Origin of the sequence: Pseudomonas sp. Root562, from assembly GCF_001427125.1 — a bacterium.
Lineage (GTDB): Bacteria > Pseudomonadota > Gammaproteobacteria > Pseudomonadales > Pseudomonadaceae > Aquipseudomonas.
This window is the reverse complement of sequence record NZ_LMGK01000021.1, coordinates 196,050-221,660: the sequence shown is the minus strand read 5'-3', so window position 1 is coordinate 221,660 and position 25,611 is coordinate 196,050. Positions and strand designations below refer to the sequence as shown.

The 25,611-nt window shown below is 59.5% G+C and carries 26 protein-coding genes; 15 read left to right on the top strand and 11 right to left on the bottom strand.

What is annotated here, in order from left to right; all coding sequences use genetic code 11:
* Positions 1-49: 49 nt before the first annotated feature.
* The 3 genes from ASD60_RS16750 to ASD60_RS16740 form a co-directional block, all read right to left on the bottom strand.
* A complete protein-coding gene (locus tag ASD60_RS16750; protein ID WP_056855064.1) occupies positions 50-952 on the bottom strand; it encodes an alpha/beta fold hydrolase in 903 nt (300 codons plus the stop codon).
* Positions 952-1,734, bottom strand: a complete 783-nt coding sequence (locus ASD60_RS16745) for a class II aldolase/adducin family protein (protein WP_056855063.1) — start codon at positions 1,732-1,734, stop codon at positions 952-954. The genes ASD60_RS16750 and ASD60_RS16745 overlap by 1 nt, the downstream gene beginning before the upstream one ends.
* Before the next feature lie 233 nt (positions 1,735-1,967).
* Entirely contained in the window at positions 1,968-2,423 is a 456-nt protein-coding gene (locus ASD60_RS16740) for a flavodoxin (RefSeq protein WP_056855062.1), read from the bottom strand.
* A gap of 102 nt (positions 2,424-2,525) precedes the next feature.
* Here ASD60_RS16740 and ASD60_RS16735 point away from each other — a divergent pair, with 102 nt between their 5' ends.
* Together ASD60_RS16735 and ASD60_RS16730 are read left to right on the top strand one after the other, a co-directional pair.
* Positions 2,526-3,002, top strand: coding sequence for a PAS domain-containing protein (locus ASD60_RS16735; protein ID WP_056855061.1), 477 nt, complete (start codon positions 2,526-2,528; stop codon positions 3,000-3,002).
* Between the two features lie 54 nt (positions 3,003-3,056).
* Complete coding sequence (locus ASD60_RS16730) at positions 3,057-3,662, top strand: hypothetical protein (RefSeq protein ID WP_056855060.1); 606 nt, start codon at positions 3,057-3,059, stop codon at positions 3,660-3,662.
* A gap of 3 nt (positions 3,663-3,665) precedes the next feature.
* Here ASD60_RS16730 and ASD60_RS16725 read toward each other — a convergent pair whose 3' ends face one another.
* Complete coding sequence (locus ASD60_RS16725; RefSeq protein WP_056855059.1) at positions 3,666-4,625, bottom strand: MerR family transcriptional regulator; 960 nt, start codon at positions 4,623-4,625, stop codon at positions 3,666-3,668.
* A 266-nt stretch (positions 4,626-4,891) separates the two neighbouring features.
* On the opposite strand from ASD60_RS16725, the gene folM reads away from it, so the two are divergent.
* The 6 genes from folM to ASD60_RS16695 all read left to right on the top strand — a co-directional run bounded on the left by folM (position 4,892) and on the right by ASD60_RS16695 (position 8,741).
* Positions 4,892-5,602: a dihydromonapterin reductase gene (gene folM, locus ASD60_RS16720; RefSeq protein WP_056855058.1), complete on the top strand. Its 711-nt coding sequence runs from the start codon at positions 4,892-4,894 to the stop codon at positions 5,600-5,602.
* A 20-nt stretch (positions 5,603-5,622) separates the two neighbouring features.
* Complete coding sequence (folE, locus tag ASD60_RS16715; protein ID WP_056855057.1) at positions 5,623-6,198, top strand: GTP cyclohydrolase I FolE; 576 nt, start codon at positions 5,623-5,625, stop codon at positions 6,196-6,198.
* 2 nt (positions 6,199-6,200) lie between these two features.
* Positions 6,201-6,572, top strand: a complete 372-nt coding sequence (gene folX, locus ASD60_RS16710) for a dihydroneopterin triphosphate 2'-epimerase (RefSeq protein ID WP_007970304.1) — start codon at positions 6,201-6,203, stop codon at positions 6,570-6,572.
* 96 nt (positions 6,573-6,668) lie between these two features.
* A complete protein-coding gene (locus ASD60_RS16705; protein ID WP_056855056.1) occupies positions 6,669-6,965 on the top strand; it encodes a DUF1244 domain-containing protein in 297 nt (98 codons plus the stop codon).
* Positions 6,958-7,296: a HopJ type III effector protein gene (locus ASD60_RS16700; RefSeq protein WP_056855055.1), complete on the top strand. Its 339-nt coding sequence runs from the start codon at positions 6,958-6,960 to the stop codon at positions 7,294-7,296. Before ASD60_RS16705 ends, ASD60_RS16700 begins: the two co-directional genes overlap by 8 nt.
* Positions 7,297-7,490: 194 nt before the next feature.
* Positions 7,491-8,741: a 2-aminoadipate transaminase gene (locus ASD60_RS16695; RefSeq protein ID WP_056855054.1), complete on the top strand. Its 1,251-nt coding sequence runs from the start codon at positions 7,491-7,493 to the stop codon at positions 8,739-8,741.
* Positions 8,742-9,006: 265 nt separating this feature from the next.
* On the opposite strand, the gene trxB is transcribed toward ASD60_RS16695, so the two are convergent.
* Positions 9,007-9,963, bottom strand: coding sequence for a thioredoxin-disulfide reductase (trxB, locus tag ASD60_RS16690; RefSeq protein ID WP_056855053.1), 957 nt, complete (start codon positions 9,961-9,963; stop codon positions 9,007-9,009).
* A 315-nt stretch (positions 9,964-10,278) separates the two neighbouring features.
* On the opposite strand from trxB, the gene cysZ reads away from it, so the two are divergent.
* Positions 10,279-11,031, top strand: a complete 753-nt coding sequence (gene cysZ / locus ASD60_RS16685; RefSeq protein WP_056855052.1) for a sulfate transporter CysZ — start codon at positions 10,279-10,281, stop codon at positions 11,029-11,031.
* 40 nt (positions 11,032-11,071) lie between these two features.
* Positions 11,072-12,271 (top strand): glycosyltransferase family 4 protein, encoded by a 1,200-nt coding sequence (locus ASD60_RS16680; protein ID WP_056855051.1) that lies wholly within the window; start codon positions 11,072-11,074, stop codon positions 12,269-12,271.
* An 81-nt stretch (positions 12,272-12,352) separates the two neighbouring features.
* Here ASD60_RS16680 and ASD60_RS16675 read toward each other — a convergent pair whose 3' ends face one another.
* The 3 genes from ASD60_RS16675 to ASD60_RS16665 all read right to left on the bottom strand — a co-directional run bounded on the left by ASD60_RS16675 (position 12,353) and on the right by ASD60_RS16665 (position 14,755).
* Complete coding sequence (locus ASD60_RS16675) at positions 12,353-13,456, bottom strand: NADH:flavin oxidoreductase (RefSeq protein WP_056855050.1); 1,104 nt, start codon at positions 13,454-13,456, stop codon at positions 12,353-12,355.
* 208 nt (positions 13,457-13,664) lie between these two features.
* The gene (locus ASD60_RS16670) at positions 13,665-14,147 is read right to left on the bottom strand and encodes a glutathione peroxidase (RefSeq protein WP_056855049.1); all 483 of its coding nucleotides are present in this window, start codon (positions 14,145-14,147) and stop codon (positions 13,665-13,667) included.
* A 122-nt stretch (positions 14,148-14,269) separates the two neighbouring features.
* The gene (locus ASD60_RS16665) at positions 14,270-14,755 is read right to left on the bottom strand and encodes an FKBP-type peptidyl-prolyl cis-trans isomerase (RefSeq protein WP_007942189.1); all 486 of its coding nucleotides are present in this window, start codon (positions 14,753-14,755) and stop codon (positions 14,270-14,272) included.
* Between ASD60_RS16665 and ASD60_RS16660 the strand changes: the two genes are divergently transcribed.
* Genes ASD60_RS16660 through ASD60_RS16650 form a run of 3 tightly spaced genes read left to right on the top strand, consistent with a single transcriptional unit; the run spans position 14,724 to position 18,116 of the window.
* Positions 14,724-15,050, top strand: coding sequence for a DUF3565 domain-containing protein (locus ASD60_RS16660; RefSeq protein ID WP_056855048.1), 327 nt, complete (start codon positions 14,724-14,726; stop codon positions 15,048-15,050). The two genes, ASD60_RS16665 and ASD60_RS16660, sit on opposite strands and share 32 nt — an antisense overlap.
* A gap of 60 nt (positions 15,051-15,110) precedes the next feature.
* Positions 15,111-17,210, top strand: a complete 2,100-nt coding sequence (gene pta / locus ASD60_RS16655; RefSeq protein WP_056855047.1) for a phosphate acetyltransferase — start codon at positions 15,111-15,113, stop codon at positions 17,208-17,210.
* Positions 17,211-18,116 (top strand): acyltransferase, encoded by a 906-nt coding sequence (locus ASD60_RS16650; protein WP_056855046.1) that lies wholly within the window; start codon positions 17,211-17,213, stop codon positions 18,114-18,116.
* A 201-nt stretch (positions 18,117-18,317) separates the two neighbouring features.
* Here the strand turns inward: ASD60_RS16650 and cysN are convergent, their stop codons facing one another.
* The 3 genes from cysN to ASD60_RS16635 form a co-directional block, all read right to left on the bottom strand.
* Positions 18,318-20,216, bottom strand: coding sequence for a sulfate adenylyltransferase subunit CysN (gene cysN / locus ASD60_RS16645; protein ID WP_056855045.1), 1,899 nt, complete (start codon positions 20,214-20,216; stop codon positions 18,318-18,320).
* A 9-nt stretch (positions 20,217-20,225) separates the two neighbouring features.
* Positions 20,226-21,143: a sulfate adenylyltransferase subunit CysD gene (gene cysD / locus ASD60_RS16640; protein ID WP_034147080.1), complete on the bottom strand. Its 918-nt coding sequence runs from the start codon at positions 21,141-21,143 to the stop codon at positions 20,226-20,228.
* A 246-nt stretch (positions 21,144-21,389) separates the two neighbouring features.
* Positions 21,390-22,148 (bottom strand): Nif3-like dinuclear metal center hexameric protein, encoded by a 759-nt coding sequence (locus ASD60_RS16635; protein ID WP_056855044.1) that lies wholly within the window; start codon positions 22,146-22,148, stop codon positions 21,390-21,392.
* 103 nt (positions 22,149-22,251) lie between these two features.
* On the opposite strand from ASD60_RS16635, the gene algW reads away from it, so the two are divergent.
* Both algW and ASD60_RS16625 read left to right on the top strand, forming a co-directional pair.
* The gene (gene algW / locus ASD60_RS16630) at positions 22,252-23,412 is read left to right on the top strand and encodes a Do family serine endopeptidase AlgW (RefSeq protein ID WP_056855043.1); all 1,161 of its coding nucleotides are present in this window, start codon (positions 22,252-22,254) and stop codon (positions 23,410-23,412) included.
* A gap of 87 nt (positions 23,413-23,499) precedes the next feature.
* Positions 23,500-25,605: a TonB-dependent siderophore receptor gene (locus tag ASD60_RS16625; RefSeq protein ID WP_056855042.1), complete on the top strand. Its 2,106-nt coding sequence runs from the start codon at positions 23,500-23,502 to the stop codon at positions 25,603-25,605.
* The last annotated feature ends 6 nt before the right edge of the window (positions 25,606-25,611 follow it).

Sequence of the window (25,611 nt, the reverse complement as noted above, 5' to 3'; positions counted from 1 at the left end):
CGGAGGCTGAATGGTGCGCGATAAGGCTGGGGGATGATGAGCCCCAGCCTCAGGAACAGGCCACTTTGAGGGGTGGCATCACCAACCGGTCGCGAAACGCCAGGTAATGCTTGAGCACCTGGCACGGCGCCTCGATCTGGGGATAGTGACCAATATCGGTCAGCAGCACGGTGTCCGGTTCGGGGATCAGCTCGCGGTAACGCGCGACCATGTGCGCGCCCGAGATCGGATCGACTTCGCCATCGATTACCCGCAGCGGTACTTCACCGCGCTGCATTGCACTGACCCAGCGATCGCGCTGGACGCGGCGCTCCGGAATGTATGTGATCAATTTGTGCATGATCCGAGGCCCGCGATTGCTTTCGATCAGGCTCCAGAAATCATCCATTTCGCTTTCGCTGGGACGGGTCTGCGGCCCGAAAATCTGGCGGAAGCTTTTCACCAGGCCGTCGCGACTGAACGCGCGGCCGATCATCCAGCCCAGGGGGCCGAGCAGCAGTTTTTGCATCAGCACCGGACGGTGGGTTTCCGGAAACAACCCGCCATTGAGAAACACGCAACTGGCGAGATTGATCCGCGATTCGTAATGCCGGGCCAGCAGTTCCTGGGCCACGCTGTCGCCATAATCATGAGCCAGTACATGCACCGGTTGCTCGACATTCAGATGAGCCAGCAATGCCTGTTGCAGATCGGCCTGCTCCAGCAGGCTGTATTCATGGTTGACCGGTTTGGCCGAGTCGCCGAAGCCCAGCATGTCGCAGGCAATCACCCGATAACGCTGGGCCAGCGGTTGCCAGAGATAATGCCAGTCCCAACTGGCACTCGGGAAACCATGGATGAGCAACAGCGGCTCACCCTGTCCCGCCGTCCAGTAATGGATGGTCTGACCATGGAAATCGAAGGTCTGCCCGCGTTTGCGCCAGACACTCAGGGGGATCTCTGCGAGTGCCATTAGAGTTTATAACCCGGGTCTTGTTTATCGAGTTTGCGCAGCAACGCCGGCCACGCCAACGCTCCGCCCATGCCTTGGGAGCTTTTGGTGACACCGGCAATCATTGCCCTGGCGCCGGCAAGAATCTGCGGTTCGATGGCGATCAACTCGGCACCACCGTTCTGTGCCATGACCTGAATGTCACAGGCGCGCTGAAAGGTGAACATCATCAGGAAGGTGTCGGCGATGCTGTTGCCGCAAGTCAAAAGGCCATGGTTGTGCAGCATCAGGAAGTTGTTCTCGCCGAGGTCGGCTTGCAGACGTGCCTTTTCTTCGTGATTCAGCGCAACGCCTTCATAGGCGTGATACGCCAGGCTCGACAGAACAAAAAGCGACTGCTGGCTGATCGGCAAAATGCCCTGCTTCTGCGCCGAGACCGCAACACCTGACGCCGTATGGGTATGCAGCACACAGACCACGTCATGGCGAACTTCGTGAACGGCACTGTGGATGGTGTACCCGGCCGGATTGATCTCGTAGGGACTGTCCATCAACTTGTTACCGGCCTGATCGACCTTGACCAGGCTCGACGCGGTGATTTCATGAAACATCAAGCCGAACGGGTTGATCAGGAAGTCTTCGGTGCCAGGTACTTTGGCAGAGATGTGGGTAAAAATCAGATCGTCCCAGCCATGCTGGGCCACCAGACGGTAACAGGCAGCGAGGTCGACACGGGTCTGCCATTCGGCTGCGCTGACCAGGTCTTTGACGCTGTGTGAGGATTGGACTGGGGTTACGCTCACGGCAAGGAACCTCGGCTTTTTTATTATGGAGTGTTTCCAATGACTACCGAGTCTAGTCAGCCTCCAGGGTTCCCGTAGTTGCATTGGCAGCCAGCTTGATGGCCGAACGAGTCAGTGGCTCAAAGAGTTTGGATCCGTGTCAAAGTACCGCCGCCAGGCAAGGCGAGGCGCGCCTTTGAAGCAACCTCGACAGAACCGTGACAGCGGTTGAAACGAACGTTGAAGACTGTCGGTCAACCGCGCAATGCGCTGACCAGTTCTGCCAGCCAGGGCTCTGCATCGGCTTCAGGGGTCACACTTTCACTGGCGTCCAGACGCAGCATCGGCAGGACTTCGCGAATACCCAACTCGCCGAACAGCTCGCGCATCAACTCGCCACCGCCACAAAAAGTATCGCCATAACTGGCATCGCCCAGCCCGATGACCGCACCGGGCAAACCACGCCATTGAGCGGGCAACTGGTCGCGAATCGAGAAATACAGCGGTTGAAGATTATCCGGCAATTCGCCCATGCCAGTGGTCGAGGTCACGGCGAGCAAGGCGTGCGGGGCAAACGCTTGAATGTCTGCAAGGCTTGCACGGGGGTTGTGCAGGGTTTCGAAACCGGCAGCGTTCAAAATGTTCGCGGCGTGACGGGCGACTTCTTCAGCCGTGCCGTAAACCGAGCCGGAAATGATGGCGACTTTCATCAATCTGATCCTGAACCTGAGTGAAAGACCGGGATATTAACAGCACGGTCAGCATTGTTCTTTTAGAATGCCGCAGACAACCAACAAGGAAGGGTTTCACCGATGATCAACGCAAAGCTGCTGCAACTGGCCATCAATGCCTCCAATGACGGCATCGTGATTGCCGAGAAGGAAGGCGAGCAAGACAAGATCCTGATTTACGTCAACCCTGCTTTCGAACGCCTGACTGGGTACACCAGCGAAGAAATCCTCTACCAGGATTGCCGCTTCCTTCAGTCGGGAGACCGAGATCAGCAGGCCCTCCCGTTGATCCGCGATGCATTGAACAATGAAGGCTCCTGCCGGGAGATCATCAGGAATTACCGCAAGGACGGCACCCCTTTCTGGAACGAGCTGTCGATTTCCACGGTGAAAAATCCGAATGACGGACAGGTCTACTTCATCGGCGTCCAGAAAGATGTGACCGTGCAGGTCAAGGCGCAGCAGCGGGTTGCACAGCTCGAAGCGCAACTGGCTGAAGTCCAGGCCGAACTCGCGGCGATAAAGGCGACGAACGGCGCAAACAAAACGGCGAATTAATTGTCATTAACTACAATCACCAATGACTTTGTATCTATATCTTTCGAGTTTGCTATGCAACGCGACGCGCTCCTGACCCAGGATGAGCTGGATTTCATCCAGACCATGCAACATAACCCGCAGCTCAATGTGCGGGATGCGACGTCGAGTCTGCTGGTCAACGGTGGATCGCAAATCCGTGACTTGCTCACGCGCCTTGCTGCGCATGAGCAAGTGACCATCCAAGCCAATTTCGAAAATCAACAGATGACCTTCCCCCTGCATCTGGTGGAAGACGAATTTCACGCGCTGCATCTTCGGCTGGGCGTACCCAGCATTTATGAAGACGGGCCATTGGTCCGCCCATGGCGGCTGGTGCTCGACGAGCCGGTAGCCCTTGAAAATGCCAAGGGCCAGCCCGGCACGATGTGGGTGCATGAAGTATCGTTCAAGGGCGTGCTGTTGGAGGTTCGCAACAAAACCAAGGCACCGAAGCACTTCGCCTTGTGGTTCAGCCCGTCAGGCTATGAGCGAATCGCCTTGCGTGGCACGTTCGAGAAGGAAACCGAACAAGGCTTCTATGCCTATCAGTTGAGCCAGGACGACAAGGATGAAACCGAGCGTTTGCGCCAGTACATCCTGCAGCAGCACCGACTGACCCACCCCGCCCTGCATCTCTGACGATCAGGTATCCAGACCGCCAGCAAGAAATTGATTCAGGCGCTGGCGCATCACCGTTCCCTCGTTCCCCAGGCAGCCAATCGACGATCCGGCCAGGCTTTCCTGCGCCAGATCCGATGCATCGCCCGCCAACAACACTGGACAATCCAGGCTCATCGCCAGGCGATTCAAACGCCGTGGCAGTTCCGCCGTCGGCACGTGGTTGGAGAACAGCACCAATGCCTGTGGCTTGATTCGTTCGCAAACCAGGGTCAATTCATCAAACGGCTGACCAATGGTCAATACCCGCACGCCCGTTTGCCCGGAGCCGAGAAACAGCGCAGCAAGCAACAGCTCAAGCTCCCGGCATTGTCCCGCGAGGGCACAAACGATGACTCGTCTTGGTTGTTTGTCGCGAATCAGCAGCAGGCGCTGCAACACTCTTGATCGCAGAAAACCATCGAGGAAAAGCCACTCGCTGGTCCTGCCGAACGTATCCTGGCGTTGCAGCAACTGCTTCCAGAGCGGAAGAAGGATGTCCTGGAAAACGACCGGCTGCGAATACGTGGAAAAAATCTGACCGTAGACCTGATCCAGCCGAACCTCATCGAATGACACGACGGCGGCCTCGATCTGTTGCTGCCACTGCGAGTAGTCAGCCTGCACAAGGTCTTGAGGTATGAGGTGCGACAACGCTTGAAGCGGCGCAGCCTTGGCCAGGATCTTGCCGATTTTGCTGACTGCCACACCGCGTTCGATCCAGCCGAGAATGCTGCGCACCCGCTCGACATCGGCCATCGAATACAGACGATGCCCACTAGCGGTGCGTGTCGGCACGATCAGCCCATACCGGCGCTCCCAGGCACGCAGGGTGACCGGGTTGACGCCGGTCAGGCGCGACACCTCGCGAATGGGGAAGAGCTCATCCTGCTCCAGTAAGCCGCTGTGGCGGGAATCCGAAGCGATGTCAGTGATTACGGGCATCTGGCTAAACATCCTTGTAGCGTTCGAGGCCCATTCTAACTCTCCAGTCCCGAAAAAATTCAACCTGACGCGGGAAAGAATGTCACTGTCGTTTCTGGCACATCAGCAATAGGCCTTGTCTGGCCCGAGACGCACCCCATCACCCCCGACGCTGCGCCTGGCGAAACACCTCTCCTGAGTGACCTCGGCACTGCCCTTGCGGTGGGCGTAGGTGAACGCTGCAATGCGCTGGTATAGTTTTGCTCTTAACGCGATGCGAGCCGCTCATGACCTCTTCTGCAGCCCCTATCCTCATCACCGGTGCCGGCCAGCGTGTTGGCCTGCACTGTGCGCAGCGACTGCTCGAAGACGGTCATCGCGTGATCTTCAGCTACCGCAGTGAACGGCCCGGCGTACAGACCCTGCGGGATTTGGGGGCGACGGCAGTGTTTGCGGACTTTTCCAGCGAGGCTGGGATTTTTGCATTCATCCGTGAACTGAAAACCCATACCGACAGCCTGCGGGCAATTGTCCACAACGCTTCCGAATGGCTCGCCGAAACCGCGGATACCGATGCAGCGGCATTCACCCGCATGTTCAGCGTACACATGTTGGCGCCCTACCTGATCAACTTGCACTGCGCCGACTTGCTGGAACGCTCGAGCCCCGCCGATATCGTGCACATCAGCGACGACGTGACCCGCAAGGGCAGCAGCAAGCACATTGGCTACTGCGCCAGCAAAGCCGGGCTCGACAGCCTGACCCTGTCCTTCGCTGCAAAGTACGCGCCGCACATCAAGGTCAACGGGATCGCGCCCGCCCTGCTAATGTTCAATGCTGACGACGATGCAGCCTATCGCGCCAAGGCACTGGCCAAGTCCGCCCTGGGCATCGAACCGGGCAGCGAAGTGATCTATCAAAGCCTGCGATATTTGCTCGACAACCCGTATGTCACCGGCACGACCCTGACCGTCAATGGCGGAAGGCACATCAAATAAGTGTCCCGCGAGGATCTTCCATGACGCTATTCCTGCACCAGAACGCCCTGTCCCAGAGCTATCGCGAGATCCTCATCGGCCTCGGTGAAAATCCTGATCGCGAAGGCCTTCGAGACACCCCGGCGCGTGCGGCCAAGGCGATGCAGTACCTATGTCATGGCTACGAACAAAGTGTCGAAGAGATCGTCAATGGCGCGCTGTTCGCCTCCGACAACGATGAAATGGTGATCGTCGACAACATCGAGCTCTATTCGCTTTGCGAACACCACTTGCTGCCCTTCATCGGCAAGGCGCATGTGGCTTATATTCCCACTGGCAAGGTGCTGGGCCTGTCGAAGATTGCCCGGCTGGTGGACATGTTTGCCCGCCGCCTGCAAATCCAGGAAAACCTCACCCGGCAAATCGCCGACGCGGTGCTGCAAGTCACCGGCGCGGCAGGCGTCGCAGTGGTCATCGAAGCCCAGCATATGTGCATGATGATGCGCGGCGTCGAGAAACAGAATTCGACCATGAACACCTCGGTGATGCTCGGCGCCTTTCGCGAGTCAAGCAACACCCGCCAGGAGTTCCTGCAATTGATTGGACGGAGCAAGTAGTAATGCCACAACTTCAACCAGGCATGGCACGCATCCGGGTCAAGGACCTGTGTCTGCGCACTTTCATTGGCATCAACGAAGATGAAATCCTCAACAAGCAGGATGTGTTGATCAACCTGACCATCCTCTATGCGGCCCAGGAAGCGGTGCGTGACAACGATATCGATCACGCGCTGAACTACCGCACCATCACCAAAGCGATCATCGCCCACGTGGAGGGCAATCGTTTTGCCCTGCTTGAACGCCTGACCCAGGAAATTCTCGATCTGGTCATGGCCAACGCCTCGGTGCTGTATGCCGAAGTCGAAGTCGACAAGCCCCACGCGCTACGGTTTGCCGAGTCGGTGTCGATTACGCTGGCGGCAAGCCGCTAGCTTCAAGCTATAAGCGTCAGGCTGTAAACTTGCAGCCACCACAACCCAACTTGCAGCTTGAAGCTTGCCGCTTGAAGCTGTCTCGCCGAGACCGCCATGAACGATCAACAACGCCTCGAACTCGAAGCCGCGGCCTTTCGCCGGCTAGTGGCCCACCTGGACAGCCGCAAGGATGTGCAGAACATCGACCTGATGAACCTTTCCGGGTTCTGCCGCAACTGCTTGTCCAAGTGGTACAAGGCCGCCGCCGACGAACGTCAGATCGACGTCAGCCTCGATGACGCTCGCGAAGTGGTTTACGGCATGCCGTATACCGAATGGAAAGCCCGATTTCAGCAAGAAGCCAGCGCCGAACAACAAGCGGCGTTTGCCAAAGGAAAACCCAATGAGTGATTTGAACACCCTGCGCGCAAGTCTCAAGACCGGTGAACACATCTTCGCCGACACCCTCGCGTTCATTGCTGCCGGTTACGACTACCAGCCTCAGGCCTTCAATAATGGCGGCGTGGAAAACGCCGCCGGGCAGAACGAAGGCTCGTGCAAGACCCTGGGCCTGGCGTTGATGGAAGGCCTGAGTGATGAAGAAGCGCTGCTGGCGTTCGGCGAACATTATCGTTCGGTGCTGGCGACGCCTGAGGGCAGCGATCACGGCAATATTCGTGCGTTGATCGCCCATGGCCTGGCCGGTGTGAAGTTCACCCAACAGCCCCTGACCCGCCGCTGACAGCTTTCTGCATGAGCACGGCTTGCCGGCGATGGCGTCCTCAAGATCGCCATCGCCGGCAAGCCGTGCTCCTGCAGGGATCGGCGATACATCCCGACTTTTCAGATTGACCCGGTGATTTTATTTCGTTTGCCTGGCACCGCTGCTCACGGCTTAGATAAAAAGAAGTCCTCCTTCTTCCGAGCCGGTCATCCATGCGCAACGAAACCATCAGCCAGTCGATCAACATCGTTCACCCTGTCACGCTCAGCCACGGCAAAAACGCCGAGGTCTGGGACACCGACGGCAAACGCTACATCGACTTTGTCGGTGGCATCGGCGTGCTCAACCTTGGCCATTGCCATCCGCGCATCGTCGAGGCCATCCGCGAGCAAGCCACGCGCCTGACCCACTACGCGTTCAATGCCGCGCCTCATCAGCCGTACATCGACTTGATGGATCGCCTCTGCGCGTTCATCCCGGTCGATTACCCGGTCAGCGGCATGTTGACCAACAGCGGCGCCGAAGCCGCCGAGAACGCGCTGAAAATCGTCCGTGGCGCCACCGGTCGCAGTGCCGTGGTTGCCTTTGACGGCGCCTTCCACGGTCGCACCCTGGCGACACTCAACCTCAACGGCAAAGTCGCGCCCTACAAACAGAAGGTCGGTGTGCTGCCCGGACCGGTGTATCACTTGCCTTTCCCCAGCCAGGACAACGGCGTGACCTGCGCCGAAGCCCTGAAAGCCATGGAACGGCTGTTCAGCGTCGAAATCGACGTCGAGGACGTGGCTTGCTTCATCGTCGAGCCGGTGCAGGGTGAAGCCGGGTTTCTGGCCATGGACATAACGTTCGCCCAAGCGCTGCGCCGTTTCTGTGACGACAAGGGCATTGTGTTGATTGCCGATGAAATCCAGTCGGGTTTCGGCCGTACGGGGCAACGCTTCGCGTTCTCGCGTCTGGGCATCGAGCCGGACCTGATCCTGCTCGGCAAAAGCATCGCCGGCGGCGTGCCGCTGGGTGCGGTGGTCGGGCGCAAATCGCTGCTCGACAACTTGCCCAAGGGCGGGCTCGGAGGCACCTACTCCGGAAATCCCATCGCTTGCGCCGCCGCTTTGGCGACGCTGGACGAGATGACCGATGCCCACCTACAAGCCTGGGGCTCGCAGCAGGAAGAGGCGATTGTCAGTCGCTACCAAGCCTGGTGTGATCGCAAGTTATCGCCCTTCCTCGGGCGCCTGACCGGCGTTGGCGCAATGCGCGGCATTGAACTGACCCACGCCGACGGCACACCCGCCGCCGCGCAGTTGACGCAACTGCTGGCACTGGCGCGGGACGCCGGGTTGCTGCTGATGCCAAGCGGCAAGTCGCGGCACATCATTCGCTTGCTGGCGCCGTTGACCACCGAGGCGGCGGTGCTTGAAGAGGGGCTGGATATCCTTGAGGCGTGCCTGGCCAGACTGACCTGAGTGCACTCGCTCCTAAAGCAATTGATGATTAATCGAAGGTATAAAAAGACCGGCCAAGGCCTAATGCTGTTCACTTAAGGACGAGCACTATACCCGTGGCGAGGGAGCTTGCTCCCGCTGGGGCGCGAAGCGGCCCTAAAAAAGGGACTGCTGCGCAGCCCAGCGGGACGGTGCGGCGATCCGACAAGCTCCCTCGCCACAGGATGCCAACTTTTTCTTAAGTGAACATCATTAGGCCGAGGCCGGTTTTTTCATGAAAGCAGAATCAGGCGTTCTGCAGGCCGTCGAGGTAACGTTCAGCATCCAATGCCGCCATGCAGCCGGCGCCGGCGGAGGTGATGGCCTGACGGTAAACGTGGTCAGCCACGTCACCGGCAGCGAAGATGCCTTCCAGGTTGGTCGCGGTGGCGTTGCCATCACGGCCGCCGTGTACCACCAGGTAACCGTCCTTGAGGGTCAACTGACCTTCGAACAGCGAGGTGTTCGGGGTGTGGCCGATCGCGATGAACACGCCGTCGACTTTCACTTCGTCGAAGCTGCCGTCGTTGTTTTTCAGGCGGGCACCGGTCACGCCCATGTTGTCGCCCAGGACTTCGTCCAGCGTCGCGTTCAGCTTCAGCTCGATCTTGCCTTCGGCAACACGGGCATTGAGCTTGTCGATCAGGATTTTCTCGGCGCGGAAGGTTTCGCGACGATGGATCAACGTCACCTTGCTGGCGATGTTGGCCAGGTAGAGGGCTTCTTCCACCGCGGTGTTGCCGCCACCGACCACAGCGACTGGCTTGTTGCGATAGAAGAAACCGTCGCAGGTCGCGCAGGCCGAAACGCCTTTGCCCATGAAGGTTTCTTCGGACGGCAGGCCCAGGTAACGAGCACTGGCGCCGGTGGCGATGATCAGGGCGTCGCAAGTGTAGGTCGCGCTGTCGCCCGTCAGGGTGTATGGCTTGGCAGCGAAGTCCACGGCGTTGATGTGATCGAAAACGATCTCGGTTTCAAAGCGTTCGGCGTGCTCGCGCATCCGCTCCATCAGCGCCGGGCCGGTCAGGCCGTGGACATCGCCAGGCCAGTTGTCGACTTCAGTGGTGGTGGTCAGTTGACCGCCGGCCTGCATGCCGGTGATCAGCAGTGGCTTGAGGTTGGCACGGGCGGCATATACCGCAGCGCTGTAACCGGCAGGGCCGGAACCGAGAATAATCACTCGCGAATGACGGACTTCAGACATGACCTGCTCCTGTTGACCGGCCCGGAACACCTGGCGCGGAACGCCGGATCACCGGCGGGAATAAAAAAGAACGGTTGAAAGCACTTGGGGAAGGCTTGAACCCGACCGTCCTGTAAAAAGATTGGGTGCAGCGTATCGAGGGGGCGAAGATTAAGGAAATACGGTTTAACAATCCAGCTCATAGGTGGTCTCTATGCCGTCAGGGTGATTTTCAGGACGCCTTTGTTACAGTGAATGTCGATACCGCTGCCGTGCTTTCACCTGCCAGGCAAAGCCGGTAAGGTCGGCGCGTTTACCCTCTGCTCGGAGCTCGTTATGCCCGCCCCCGTTCTATCCGGCCCGCAATACCTGCGTGAAGGCCTCAAACTGGTCCTCAGCCCCGGCCTGCGTTTGTTCGTGTTGTTGCCGCTGGCGATCAACCTGGTGCTGTTCGTCGGATTGATCTATCTGGCCGGCCATCAGTTCAGCCTGTGGGTCGATACGCTGATGCCTTCCCTGCCCGAGTGGCTGAGTTTCCTCAGTTACATCCTCTGGCCGCTGTTCGTGGTGCTGGTGGTGTTGATGGTGTTCTTCACCTTCACCATGCTCGCCAACATCATCGCCGCGCCGTTCAACGGCTTTCTCGCAGAGAAAGTCGAGGTGGTGGTACGCGGCACCGACGATTTCCCGGCGTTCAGCTGGGCTGAACTGGTTGCGATGATCCCGCGCACCCTGGCCCGCGAGATGCGCAAACTCGGCTACTTCCTGCCACGGGCGATCGGCCTGTTCATTCTCTCGTTCATCCCGGTTGTGAACATCATTGCCGCACCGCTGTGGCTGCTGTTCGGGGTGTGGATGATGGCGATCCAGTACATCGACTACCCGGCGGACAACCACAAGCTGGGCTGGAACGAAATGCTTGCCTGGCTGCGGCAGAAACGCTGGCAGAGCATGGGTTTTGGCGGCAGTGTTTACCTGGTGCTGCTGATCCCGGTGGTCAACATCCTGATGATGCCGGCCGCCGTGGCTGGTGCGACACTGTTCTGGGTGCGCGAGCGCGGTGCGGAGAACCTGGTGGTACAACGCTGACGCGGTCATAAATCCATCATCTGACCGTCACAACGTCGACATGGCCTCAGCAGAAACTGGGGTCATGACGACAGCTCTGCATATCACCCTGATCACTGAAACCTTCCCTCCGGAAATCAACGGCGTGGCCAATACACTGGGTCGCCTGTGTGACGGTTTGCGCGCGCGCGGGCATCAGGTGGAATTGGTCCGGCCTCGTCAGGGCTGCGATCAGCAGACCGGCAGCGACGATGAATTGCTGCTGTGCCGGGGTTGGCCGCTGCCAGGTTATCCAGGCTTGCAATGGGGTCAGTCGTCGATGCACAAGTTGTTGCGACGCTGGAAGCGTCATCGCCCGGATGTGCTGTACATCGCCACCGAAGGTCCGCTGGGCTTGTCGGCATTGCGCGCGGCACGGCGTCTGGGCATTTCGGTGGTCAGCGGCTTCCACACCAATTTCCAGCAGTACTCCAGCCAATACGGCTTCGGCTTGCTGACCCGGTTGCTGACGCACTATCTGCGCTGGTTCCACAACCGCTCGAACCTGACGCTAGTGCCGAGTGTCAGCCAGCGCATGGAACTGGAGCGCCGGCATTTCGAACGCCTGGCATTACTATCCCGGGGCGTCGACAGCCAATTGTTCCACCCGGCCAAACGCCTGGGCGCTCTACGCGAGCAATGGGGGCTGGGTGAGAACGACATTGCTGTCATCCACGTAGGACGCTTGGCGCCGGAGAAAAACCTGGGCTTGCTCAGGCGCTGTTTCGACAGCCTGAAAAGCAGTTATCCACAGCGTCACCTCAAAATGATCGTGATCGGCGACGGGCCGCAACGGGCGGACCTGGAAAGGGATCTGCCCGAGGCGATCTTTTGCGGTTCTCAACGCGGCGAAGCGTTGGCTGCTCATTATGCGTCGGGGGATGTGTTTCTATTCCCGAGCCTGACGGAAACCTTCGGCAACGTGGTGCTTGAGGCATTGGCCTCGGGGCTCGGCGTGGTGGCTTACGATCAGGCGGCGGCCGCGCAACATATTCGCCATGGTTACAACGGTGTGCTCGCGATGCCTGGTGATGAAGAAGCATTTTGCGATGCGGCAGCCTGGATGCTCGAAGAGCGGGAAACCTTGCGTTGCGTGCGGCTCAATGCGCGCCAGCATGCCAGTCGCCAGGGTTGGGCAGCGATCATTGAACAGTTTGAGGGGCAGTTGCGTGGGGCCTGTGTACAGGGGCAGGTGCTGCCGGGGGCGGCGATGTTGCCTTGACAGCTTCGCGGGCAAGCCTCGCTCCTACAGTGATCGCGCTCTTCTGTAGGAGCGAGGCTTGCCCGCGAAGGCATCCGACGCTTAAACCAGCGTCATCAACGCCTCACGGCTGAACGGCAGAATGTCTTCTTCACGACCGTCGCGCACCTTCTGCGCCCAGTCCGGGTCTACCAGCAGCGCACGGCCGACCGCCACCAGGTCGAACTCGTCGTTGTTCAAACGCTCAAGCAATTTTTCCAGGCTGGCCGGCTGCGCCACCTTGTCGGTGTTGACCATGAACTGCAGGAACTCGCCATCCAGACCGACGCTGCCCACGGTGATGGTCGGCTTGCCGGTGAGTTTGCGGGTCCAGCCTGCGAGGTTCAGTTCAGAGCCATCGAACTCCGGCTCCCAGAAACGGCGGGTCGAGCAGTGGAAAATATCCACGCCAGCGTCAGACAACGGCTTGAGAAATTCACCCAAGGCTTGCGACGTCTGCACCAGACGCGCGGTGTAATCCTGCTGCTTCCATTGAGAGAAACGGAAGATGATCGGGAAACCTTCACCGACCGCAGCACGCACGGCCTGAATCAGCTCGATGGCGAAGCGCGAACGATTGGCCAGGCTGCCGCCATATTCGTCGGTGCGCTGGTTGCTGCCCTCCCAGAAGAACTGGTCCACCAGATAACCGTGAGCGCCGTGGATTTCCACGCCGTCCATGCCTATGCTCTGGGCATCCTTGGCAGCCTGGGCGAACGCGGCAATCACGTCCTGAATATCCTGCCTGGTCATGCCGTGAACCACGACCTGCCCGTCCTTGATTTTTTCCGAAGGACCATAGCCCGGCACGCTGGCGTCCGGCTCGGTACCGATACGACGCACGCTGCCGACATGCCACAACTGCGGAACGATCTTGCCACCTTCGGCGTGCACGGCATCGACGACCTTTTTCCAGCCCGCCAACGCGGCCTCACCGTAGAAATGCGGAACGTTCGGGTAGCCGTTGGAAGCCTTGTGACCAACGGTAGTGCCTTCGGTGATGATCAGGCCGACACCCGCGGCGGCACGACGACGGTAGTACTCGATCACTTTGGAGTTAGGCACGCCACCCGGCGAAAACGAACGGGTCATCGGCGCCATGACGACTCGGGTCGGCAGTTCGAGGCTGCCGAGGTGGAACGGTTTAAACAAGGCTTTTACAGGCATGGGACGCTCCACGGAGGATGACTTTATGACGGCGATAATATGGAGACTGGAGCGCCTTGAACAGCACTATTGATATTGGTGATCAAGGAATAAAAGGCGGAAAGCATCGAAGGAGCGAGCCTTGCCCGCGAAGGCTGTCGGTCAGTCGACATCATTACTGACTGATCTGACGCCTTCGCGGGCAAGCCTCGCTCCTACAGGGGAGATATCAGCTCAGGGCTTTTTCAATCGCCTGAATGACAGAGGGATCATCCGGTGCAGTACGTGGCGAGAACCGCGCCAGTACCCGACCATCCTTGCCCAGCAGGAATTTTTCGAAGTTCCAGGTGATGTCACCCGGGAACTCGGCACCCTCGCCCGCCAGCAGCTTGTACAGCTGATGACGCTCGTGACCGTTGACTTCCAGCTTGCTGGACAACGGAAAGGTCACGCCATAGTTGAGGCTGCAAAACTCCTGAATCTCTTGCTCGCTGCCAGGCTCCTGCCCGGCAAACTGGTTGCATGGCAAACCCAGCACGCTGAAACCTTTGCCCTTGTATTGCTGGTAGAGGTTTTCCAGCGCGGCGTACTGTGGGGTCAGGCCACATTTGGAGGCAACGTTGACCACCAGCACGACTTGCCCCTTGAACGGTGCCAGAGGTAGCGCCTGACCATCCAGGGCTGTCAAATTAAGGTCGTGAAAAGCACTCATGACGTACTCCAGATTCCAGTGTTCTTCTCGAAACAGCCGCTTGGCGGCGTCACACGGGACAGCCGCAGACTAAAAAGGCGCCCTCGGGGCGCCTCTCCAGTCATCTGAGCTTAGCGCACAAATCAGTGGTGATGGCCACCTTCGCCATGGACGTGGCCATGAGCGATTTCTTCCTGGCTGGCGTCACGGATGGCAACGATCTTGACCTGGAAATTCAGGCGCTGGCCGGCCAACGGGTGGTTGCCGTCGACGGTTACATCGTCGCCGTCCAGATCGCGGATGGTAACGATCTGCATCTGGCCATCCGGAGCAGAAGCGTGGAACTGCATGCCGACTTCCAGTTCATCAACGCCTTCGAACATGCTGCGGCTCAGGGTGCTGACCAGTTCGGCGGCATATTCGCCGTAAGCGTCTTCCGGTTCAACGGCTACGGTCAGCTCGTCGCCGACAGCTTTGCCTTCCAGGGCTTTTTCCAGGCCAGGGATGATGTTGCCTGCGCCTTGCAGGTAGACCAGCGGCGCGCCGCCGGCGGAGCTGTCGATGACCTCACCAGCGTCGTTGGTCAGGGTATAGTCGATGGAGACAGCCTTATTGGCGGCGATCAGCATGGGGCGAGACCTTTTGCATAAGAATATAGAAAGACCCAGTTTAGCGAAGCAATCGCCCGAAAGCGAACACAACCCGGACAGACGGGATTCGACGATTACTGGGTTTCATCAGGATGAGGACGGTCACTGGGTGGTCGAGCTTTCCTGCGGCCATACCCAACACCTGCGCCACCAGCCGCCGTGGCAATCAAGGGCCTGGGTCATGGACCCGGTGCAACGCCTGGAAAAAATAGGCCAGCCCTTTGCTTGCGGTTGGTGCGCACAGGGCTCGGTTAGCGATAACCTTGGTGACTGAATTTCGGTAGACGGCCAGTCATAGGCCCTCACCTTTGCCATGCTCCTTCAGAGAATCCGCATGCAAACTTTTTTTATCGCGCCCACCGATTTTGGTGTGGGTCTGACCTCCATCAGCCTCGGGCTGGTGCGCACCCTTGAACGCGCTGGCCTCAAGGTTGGCTTTTTCAAACCGATCGCCCAGCCGCATCCGGGTGACACGGGACCCGAGCGCTCCACCGAACTGGTGGCCCGCACCCACGGTTTGAAGCCGCCGCAACCCTTGGGCCTGGCCCACGTCGAACGCATGCTCGGCGACGGCCAGCTCGATGAGCTGCTCGAAGAAATCATCACCCTGTATCAGCAGGCTGCCATCGGCAAAGACGTGCTGATTGTCGAAGGCATGGTCCCGACCCGCAGCGCCAGTTACGCCGCACGGGTCAACCTGCACCTGGCCAAGAGCCTCGATGCCGAGGTGATCCTGGTGTCGGCGCCGGAAAACGAGGTGCTGACCGAACTCTCCGGCCGCGTGGAATTGCAGGCGCAATTGTTCGGCGGCCCGAAAGACCCGAAAGTCCTTGGCGTGATCCTCAACAAGGTTAAAACCGACGAGAGCATGGAGGCCTTCGCCGCGCGCCTCAAGGAGCATTCACCGCTGCTGCGCAGCGGGGATTTCCGCCTGTTGGGCTGCATCCCGTTTCAACCGGAACTGAACGCGCCGCGCACCCGTGACGTGGCCGATTTGATGGGCGCCCAGGTGCTCAACGCCGGTGACTACGAAACCCGGCGCATGACCAACATCATCATCTGCGCCCGCACCATGCGCAACACCGTGGAACTGCTCAAGCCCGGCGTGCTGGTGGTAACCCCGGGCGATCGCGACGACATCATCCTCGCTGTCAGCCTTGCGGCCATGAACGGTGTGCCGTTGGCCGGCCTGCTGCTGACCAGCGACACCCTGCCGGACCCACGCATCATGGATTTGTGCCGGGGTGCATTGCAGGCGGGCCTGCCGGTATTGTCGGTGAGCACCGGCTCCTACGACACCGCCAACCAGTTGAACGGACTGAACAAGGAAATCCCGATCGACGACCGCGAACGGGCCGAAATCATCACCGATTTTGTCGCCAGCCATCTGGACGCCAGCTGGCTGCATCAGCGCTGCGGCACGCCGCGGGAAATGCGCCTGTCGCCAGCCGTGTTCCGCTATCAACTGATCCAGCGAGCGCAGAACGCCAACAAACGCATCGTGTTGCCTGAAGGCAGCGAGCCGTTGACCGTGCAAGCTGCCGCGATCTGCCAGGCCCGAGGTATCGCCCGTTGCGTGTTGCTGGCAAAGCCCGAAGACGTGCAGGCCGTGGCCCGTGCCCAAGGGATCGAGTTGCCGCCCGGGCTGGAAATTCTCGATCCGGACCTGATCCGCGAACGCTACGTCGAGCCGATGGTTTCGCTGCGCAAGAGCAAAAGCCTCAACGCGCCGATGGCCGAACAGCAGTTGGAAGACACGGTGGTGATTGGCACCATGATGCTGGCGCTGGATGAAGTCGATGGCCTGGTGTCGGGGGTCATTCACTCCACCGCCAACACCATCCGCCCGGCCCTGCAACTGATCAAGACGGCGCCGGGCTGCACCCTGGTGTCGTCGGTATTCTTCATGCTGTTTCCGGAGCAAGTGCTGGTCTATGGCGACTGCGTGATGAACCCGCACCCGAGCGCCAGCGAGCTGGCCGAGATTGCGCTGCAAAGTGCCGATTCGGCCGCGGCGTTTGGCATCACGCCGCGCGTGGCGATGATCAGCTACTCCAGCGGTGAATCGGCCAGCGGTGAAGAAGTCGAGAAGGTTCGCGAAGCCACCCTGCTGGCCCATGAACAGCAAAACTCGCTGCTGATCGACGGCCCGTTGCAATACGACGCCGCCGCCAACGAAACCGTGGCCCGGCAACTGGCGCCGAACAGCCAGGTGGCCGGTCGCGCTACCGTGTTTGTGTTCCCTGACCTCAACACCGGCAACACCACCCACAAAGCCGTGCAGCGCAGCGCCGACTGCGTGAGCCTTGGACCGATGCTCCAGGGTCTGCGCAAACCGGTGAACGACCTGCCGCGAGGCGCGCAAGTCGACGACATCGTCTACACCATCGCGTTGACCGCGATTCAGGCAGCCAACCGACCTATGGATGTTTAAATGCTGGATTTCCTACCTGCACCGGTTCGCGGTGTGATCGCTTCACTGCTGTTGGCGTTGAACACGATTCTGCTCTGCTCGTTCCTGTTCTGCGTGGCGCTGGTCAAGGCTCTGCCATTCGCTGTCACTCAACGTCTTGCGGGCTGGCTGATGAGCCACACCCACGAGGCCTGGATCAGCCTCAACAAAGGCTGGATGAACCTGGTCCGTCGCACGCGCTGGCACATCAGCGGCTTGCAAGGGCTCGACTACAAGCACTCGTACCTGATCACCAGTAACCACCAGAGCTGGGTCGACATTCTGGTGCTGCAGTACGTGCTCAATCGACGCATCCAGCCGTTGAAGTTCTTCCTCAAACAGGAACTGATCTGGGTGCCGGTGATTGGCCTGGCGTGGTGGGCTCTGGGCTTTCCGTTCATGAAACGCTACTCCAAGGCCTATCTGGAGAAGCATCCGGAGAAGAAAGGCAAAGACCTGGAAACCACCCGCAAGACCTGCGCGAAGTTTCGCAATAACCCGGTGGGGATTTTCAATTTCGTCGAGGGCACGCGGTTCACCGAGGGCAAGCATGCCCAGCAGAAATCACCGTTCAAATACCTGCTCAAACCCAAGGCCGGCGGCATTGCCTTTGTGCTGGATGCGATGGGCGAGCAACTGGAATCCATCGTCAACGTGACCATCCACTACCCCGCCGGCCGCCCGGGCTTCTGGGATTTGCTGTGCGGCAACGTCGCGGACGTGGTGGTGCACTTTGAAGAGCTGAAGATTCCACCGCAGTTCATTGGCAAGAACTACGACCAGGATGGTGAGTATCGGCTGCAGTTCCAGGGCTGGATCAATCAGATGTGGCAGGACAAGGATGCGCTGCTGGAACAGATGCACCGCGAGTATCCAGCCAAACGCTGATCCCCTGTGACTGATCGTTGCCTGATCGTTCCCACGCTCCGCGTGGGAATGCCTCCACGGACGCTCCGCGTTCGGCTCTGGAGGGGACGCAGAGCGTCCCGAGCTGCATTCCCACGCCGAGCGTGGGAACGATCATCTCAAGGACACAAAAAACCCGCCGGATGATCACTCATCGGCGGGTTTTCTATTAACGGCTAAGCCTTAGATCGCGCCACGCTTGCGCAGCAGATCCAGCACTTGCTTGACGCCTTCTTCCAGCGATACGGACTGGGTGTCGATCACCAGGTCGGCATCCAGCGGCACGTCGTACGGGAAGGACTCACCCGGGATGTTATCCCCGGCCGCCGCGTACAGGCCCTGTGGGTCACGCTCGGCGCAGACAGTCGGCGAGGCCTGGACGTAGACCGTCAACAGACGTTCCTTGCCGATCAACTCCCGAGCCTGTTCACGACCTTCGGCACTCGGCGCAACGAACGCCGCCAGCGTCAGCAGACCGGCTTCGTTGAACTGACGCGCCACGTGCGCGGCACGACGCCAGTTCTCGGTACGCCCGGCGCGATCCTGGGGCAGACCTTTGTTGAGGTCGTGACGCAGGTTCTGGCCATCGAGTACGAACACCGCACGACCCAAATCGAACAGCTTGCGTTCAACCGCATACGCCAGAGTGCTCTTGCCCGCACCCGACAAACCGCTGAACAGCACGGTGGCCGGTTGCTGACCGAAGCGCTGGGCACGCTCTTCTGTGGCGACGTGAGCCAGCTTGCCGTGGTGGGTGCTGGTGCCATGGGCCAAAGGCTGGGCGACGATCATGCCGGCGCCGACGGTGCCATTGGTCAGGCGGTCGATGATGATGAACGCGCCGGTGGTGCGGTTGCTGTCGTAACCGTCGAGGGCAATCGGCGCATCGAGCGCGATCTTGACCTTGCCGATCTCGTTCAGTTGCAACGCGCTGGCCGGACCTTCTTCCAGGGTGTTGACGTCGACCTTGTTGACGATGCTGGCGATGGAACCCGGCACATAACTGGTGGCGCGTTTGATGTCGTACTTCTTGCCCGGCAGCATCGGCTCTTCAGCCATCCACACCAGCATCGCTTCGAAGCTGTCGGTCACCGGTGGCACGTTGTCGGCATGCACCAACAGGTCGCCACGGGAGATGTCGATTTCGTCTTCCATGGTCAGCGTGACTGCCTGACCTGGACCTGCATGCTCCAACTCACCTTCGAAGGTGACGATGGATTTCACGCGGCTGCTCTTGCCCGACGGCAGGACCACGACTTCGTCGCCTTTCTTGACGATGCCGCTGGCCAGCGTACCGGCGAAGCCACGGAAGTTCAGGTTGGGACGGTTGACGTACTGCACCGGGAAACGCAGATCGGTGAAGTTGCGGTCGCCCGCCACTTCCACGGTCTCGAGAATTTCCATCAACGACTGGCCGGTGTACCACGGCGAGCGCTCGGACTTGTTCACCACGTTGTCGCCCTTGAGCGCCGACATCGGCACGAAGTGCATGCTGGTCGGCTTGAGCTTCAGGCCTTCGGCGAACTTCAGGTAGTCGGCCTTGATCGACTCGAACACGTCCTGATCGAAGCCCTTGAGGTCCATCTTGTTGATGGCGACGACGATGTGCTTGATGCCCAGCAACGAGGCGATGAAGCTGTGACGGCGGGTCTGGGTCTGCACGCCGTAACGGGCATCGACCAGGATGATCGCCAGGTCACAGGTGGAAGCACCGGTGGCCATGTTGCGGGTGTACTGCTCATGGCCGGGCGTGTCGGCGATGATGAATTTGCGCTTGGCGGTGGAGAAATAGCGGTACGCGACATCGATGGTGATGCCCTGTTCACGCTCGGCCTGCAGGCCATCGACCAGCAACGCCAGGTCGATGTCTTCGCCGGTGGTGCCGACTTTTTTCGAGTCGCGGGTAATGGCTTCCAGGTGATCTTCGTAGATCATCTTGGAATCGTGCAGCAGGCGCCCGATCAGGGTGCTCTTGCCGTCGTCGACGTTACCGCAGGTCAGAAAGCGCAGCAGCTCTTTACGTTCGTGCTGGCCCAGGTAGGCGAGGATGTCCTCGCTGATCAAATCAGATGCGTGCGACATAACAACCCCTTAGAAATAACCCTGACGTTTTTTGTCTTCCATGGAGCCTGCGCCATCGTGGTCGATGACACGGCCCTGGCGCTCGGAAGTTCGCGTCAGGAGCATTTCCTGAATGATGTCCGTAAGGCTTTCGGCCTCGGACTCCACCGCGCCCGTCAACGGGTAGCAGCCAAGGGTGCGGAAACGCACTTTCTTTTTGACGATGCGCGCTTTGTCTTCATCGCTCAGGTGTTCGAGGATGCGCTCATCGTCGATCATGATCAGCGTGCCGTTCTTCTCGATGACTTCACGCTCGGCGGCGAAGTACAGCGGGACGATCGGGATGCCTTCAAGGTAGATGTACTGCCAGATGTCCAGTTCGGTCCAGTTCGACAGCGGGAACACGCGGATCGATTCGCCTTTGTTGACCTTGCCGTTGTAGACGTTCCACAGCTCGGGACGCTGGTTCTTCGGGTCCCAGCGGTGTTTGCTGTCGCGGAACGAGTACACGCGCTCTTTGGCGCGGGATTTCTCTTCATCGCGGCGGGCACCGCCGAAAGCGGCATCGAAACCATACTTGTCCAGAGCCTGTTTCAGGCCTTCGGTCTTCATGATGTCGGTGTGCTTGGCACTGCCGTGGGTGAACGGGTTGATGCCCTGCGCCACGCCGTCAGGGTTGACGTGGGTGATCAGGTCCAGGCCCAGCTCAGCGACCATCTTGTCGCGGAACTTGTACATCTCCTGGAATTTCCAGCGGGTGTCGACGTGCATCACCGGAAACGGCAATTTGCCCGGGAAGAACGCCTTGCGTGCCAGGTGCAGCATCACGGCGGAGTCTTTACCGATGGAGTACAGCATCACCGGGTTGTCGAACTCGGCGGCCACCTCGCGGATGATGTGGATGCTTTCCGCCTCCAGCTGTTTCAGATGCGTCAGTTTGTCGACCATGGCTACTCACGAAATCTTTCTTATGAACGGCCAGCGGGCCGTGTTCGAGCGAGGAATCCTAGCACAGCGACCTCTTCTAATCAGGACGCCAACTAGATCGAAAGAGCATATGAATATGCCTGCCTGTTTGGGCCAAGCTCCCGTAGGAGCGAGGCTTGCCCGCGAAAAACGATAACGCGATTTGGTCAGGTACACCGCGTTATCTTCTTCGCGGGCAAGCCTCGCTCCTACAAAGGGAGGGTGTGGTCAGATGGGATTCGGGCAATCGATGAAGATGTGCTCGAGGGCAAAGCGCCTTGCCAGGTAATCGCCCAAGGCCTGCACGCCATAACGCTCGGTGGCATGGTGACCGGCTGCAATGAAACTGATGTCGTTTTCCCGGGCGCTGTGGAAGGTCTGCTCCGACGCTTCGCCGCTGAGGTACAGGTCGACGCCCGCCAACACGGCTTGATCGATATAGCCCTGGCCACCACCGGTGCACCAGCCGACCCGGCGGATCATGTTGCTGCCTTCGATCAGCAGCGGTTCGCGGCCCATGACTTCCTGCACACGGCGGGCGAAATCGCGAGGGGTCGCCGGCTCGTTCAATGAACCGACCAGCCCGACGATCTTCAGGTTATCCGGGTCCAGCGGACCTTCGACAGTAATGTCCAGCTGCCGCGCCAGTTGTACGTTATTGCCAACCTCCGGGTGCAGGTCCAGCGGCAGGTGATACGACAGCAGGCTGATGTCGTGCTTGAGCAAGGTTTTCAAGCGGCGCTGCTTCATGCCGGTGATGCACGGATTTTCGCCCTTCCAGAAATATCCGTGGTGCACCAGCACCAGATCGGCATTGGCTTGCACGGCGGCATCGAGCAAGGCCTGGCTGGCGGTGACGCCACTGACGATGCGCATCACCTGCGGCCGGCCTTCGACCTGCAGGCCATTGGGGCAGTAATCGGCAATTTTCGAACTGGCGAGGTAACGGTCGGCTTCTTCGACCAGGGTGCTCAGGGCGACGGCCATAAAAGACTCCTAAATATCCCGTTCAGAGGCACGCGCGGCCTCGTATAATGCGCGTCATTATGAGCGGTCTCATTCCGCCTGCAACTCTCTCAGGACGTGCTTAATGCTCAAGGCGCTGCGTTTTTCCGGCTGGCCGCTGTTGGCCGGCGTGCTTGTCGCTCTGTTAATCATCCAGCGTTACCCGCAGTGGGTCGGGCTTCCAAGCCTCGACGTCAACCTGCAGCAAGCGCCGCAAACCACCAGCATGAAAGAAGGCCCGGTCTCCTATTCCGACGCGGTAACCACCGCCGCGCCATCGGTGGTGAACCTGTACACCACCAAGGTCATCAACAAACCCAGCCATCCGCTGTTCGAGGATCCGCAGTTCCGGCGCTTCTTCGGCGACAACTCGCCCAAGCAGAAACGTATGGAATCGAGCCTCGGTTCCGGCGTGATCATGAGCCCGGAAGGTTACATCCTGACCAACAACCACGTGACCACCGGTGCCGATCAAATCGTCGTGGCGCTCAAGGATGGGCGTGAAACCCTGGCTCGCGTGATCGGCAGCGATCCGGAAACCGACCTCGCGGTGCTGAAGATCGACTTGAAAAACCTGCCTTCGATCACTGTCGGCCGCTCGGACAACATCCGCATCGGCGACGTCGCGCTGGCCATCGGCAACCCGTTCGGCGTCGGCCAGACCGTGACCATGGGCATCATCAGCGCCACCGGGCGCAATCAACTGGGCCTGAACAACTACGAAGACTTCATTCAAACCGATGCCGCGATCAACCCCGGCAACTCCGGTGGTGCGCTGGTAGATGCCAACGGCAACCTGACCGGTATCAACACGGCGATCTTCTCCAAGTCCGGCGGCTCTCAAGGCATCGGCTTTGCGATTCCGGTGAAACTGGCGATGGAAGTGATGAAATCGATCATCGAGCACGGCCAGGTTATTCGTGGCTGGCTGGGTATTGAAGTACAACCGTTGTCCCAGGAGCTGGCGGAATCGTTCGGTCTTTCGGGGCGCCCGGGCATTGTCGTGGCCGGGATTTTCCGTGACGGCCCGGCGCAGAAAGCCGGGCTGCAACTGGGCGACGTGATTCTTGCCATCGATGGCGAACCTGCGGGTGATGGCCGCCGCTCGATGAACCAGGTCGCGCGGATCAAACCGACCGACAAGGTCACGATTCAAGTCATGCGTAACGGCAAGGAAATCAAACTGACGGCGGAAATCGGTTTGCGTCCGCCGCCGGCGCCGGTGAAAGAAAAAGAAGAGAAATAAGCCAGACCCGATCAATTCGGGTCAATGGAAGACATTCTCATCGGTCATGTTATATTGTTTCAATTCTAGCAATTGGAACAACATAACATGTCGTCTCGAACAAAGTCCTGCGTGGCAAGTCTTGCCCTCGGGCTGCTGGGTGAACCGGTCTTCGCCGAACAATCCCAGGCATTGGAACTGGACGCCATCAGCGTCACTTCCGACTACGAATCCCCCACCGGGCCTGTCGCTGGCTACCGCGCCACCCGCTCTGCCAGCGCGACCAAGACCGATACCGCCATCCGCGACATCCCGCAATCGATCAGCGTGGTCCCCGTCAGCGTGCTCGACGATCTAGGCAGTACCCACGTTGAGCGCGCACTGGACTTCGCCGGCGGGGTTTCCAGACAGAACAACTTCGGTGGCCTGACGCTGTACGAATACAGCGTGCGCGGCTTCACCACATCGGAGTTCTACAAGGACGGTTTCAGCGCCAACCGTGGCTACCCGAGCTCGCCGGATGTGGCGAACATCGAGCGCATCGAAGTGCTTAAAGGCCCCGCCGCCAGCTTGTATGGGCGAGGTGATCCGGGTGGCACGGTGAACATCGTCACCAAGAAACCTCAACCCGAAGCCTTCGCGACCCTGCACACCAGCGCGGGCAGTTGGGATCGTTATCGCACGGCGCTGGACGTCAACACGCCACTCGATGACCAGGGCAACGTGCTGTCGCGGGTGAATCTGGCCGTCGAGGACAACCACAGCTTTCGCGATCACGTCGACAGCCAGCGGGTGTTTGTCGCGCCTTCCTTCAGTTGGCAACTGAACACGGACACCAGCCTGCTGGTAGAGAGTGAATTCGTTCGTCACAGCTCGACCTTCGATCGCGGCATCGTCGCACCCGACAACACCTGGAGTGGCGTATCCCGTTCGACCTTCCTCGGCGAACCCGACGATGGCGACATCGACAACCACAACAATCAGCTGCAGGCCGCCCTCGAGCATCAGCTCAACGACACCTGGAAATTGCGCCTGGCCAGCCATTACAAGCAAGGCAAACTCTGGGGCTTCGCCTCGGAGGCGCGCCCGCTGAATGCCGACGGCCATACCGTCAACCGCCGTTATCGAGAACGTGACAACAATTGGCACGACAGCATTAGCCAACTCGAACTGCGCGGCTTTTTCGACACCGGCCACTTGCAGCACGAATTGTTGATCGGCAGCGAATACGAGAACTTTCGCAAGAACGAGCGGGTGACAACCATTGCCGGCAGCCCCTACGCCATCGATATCTACCAACCGGTCTACGGTCAGCCAAAACCCAACGGCGCACGTTCCGGTACGGACTTCTTCGAGCATGTCGAGAGCCATGCACTGAACCTGCAGGACCAGATCATTTTCAACGACAAACTGCGCGGGCTGCTCGGTGTGCGGTTCGAACACTTCGAGCAACGCATCGACGATCGCACCCGTGGCGCCACCAGCAACCAGACTCACGACGCGCTGACCCAAAGGGCCGGTTTGCTGTACCAACTGACGCCTGAGGTCGGCCTGTTCGCCAACGCCTCCACTTCGTTCAAACCGAACAATGGCCTGGACGCGGCCGGTAAATCCTTCGACCCGGAAGAAGGCATCGGCTACGAGATCGGGATCAAGAGTGAGCTGTTCGATGACCGTTTGAGCAGCACCCTTGCCGCTTTCCATATCGAAAAAGAAAACGTCCTCGCCCTCGACCCGGCTACAGATACCAGCCGCGCCATGGGCAAGGCACGCAGCCAGGGAATCGATCTGCAAGTGACCGGGCAAGTCACCGACGCTGTCCGGCTGATCGGCGCCTTCGCCTACATCGATGCTGAAGTCACTGAAGGCGACAAGGTCATTCCCACCGGCAGCCGCATTCTCGGCGTGGCCAAACGCAGTGGCAGTCTGTTGGGGGTTTATGAGTTCCAGGACGGTCGACTGCGCGGTTCGGACGTTGGCGCCGCGTTCACTTACGTCGGTGATCGCTCGGGTGAAGCCGGCAGCGACTTTGAACTACCTGCCTACCACACCGTCGACCTGCTGGCCCATTACAAGGCCAGCGACAACGTCACGCTGGGCCTGAACCTGAACAACCTTTTCGACGAGAAATACTTCGAGCGCTCCTACAGCAACTACTGGGTCAACCCCGGCGAGCCGCGCAATTTCACTGTCAGCCTGACACTCACTCTGTAAAAGGAA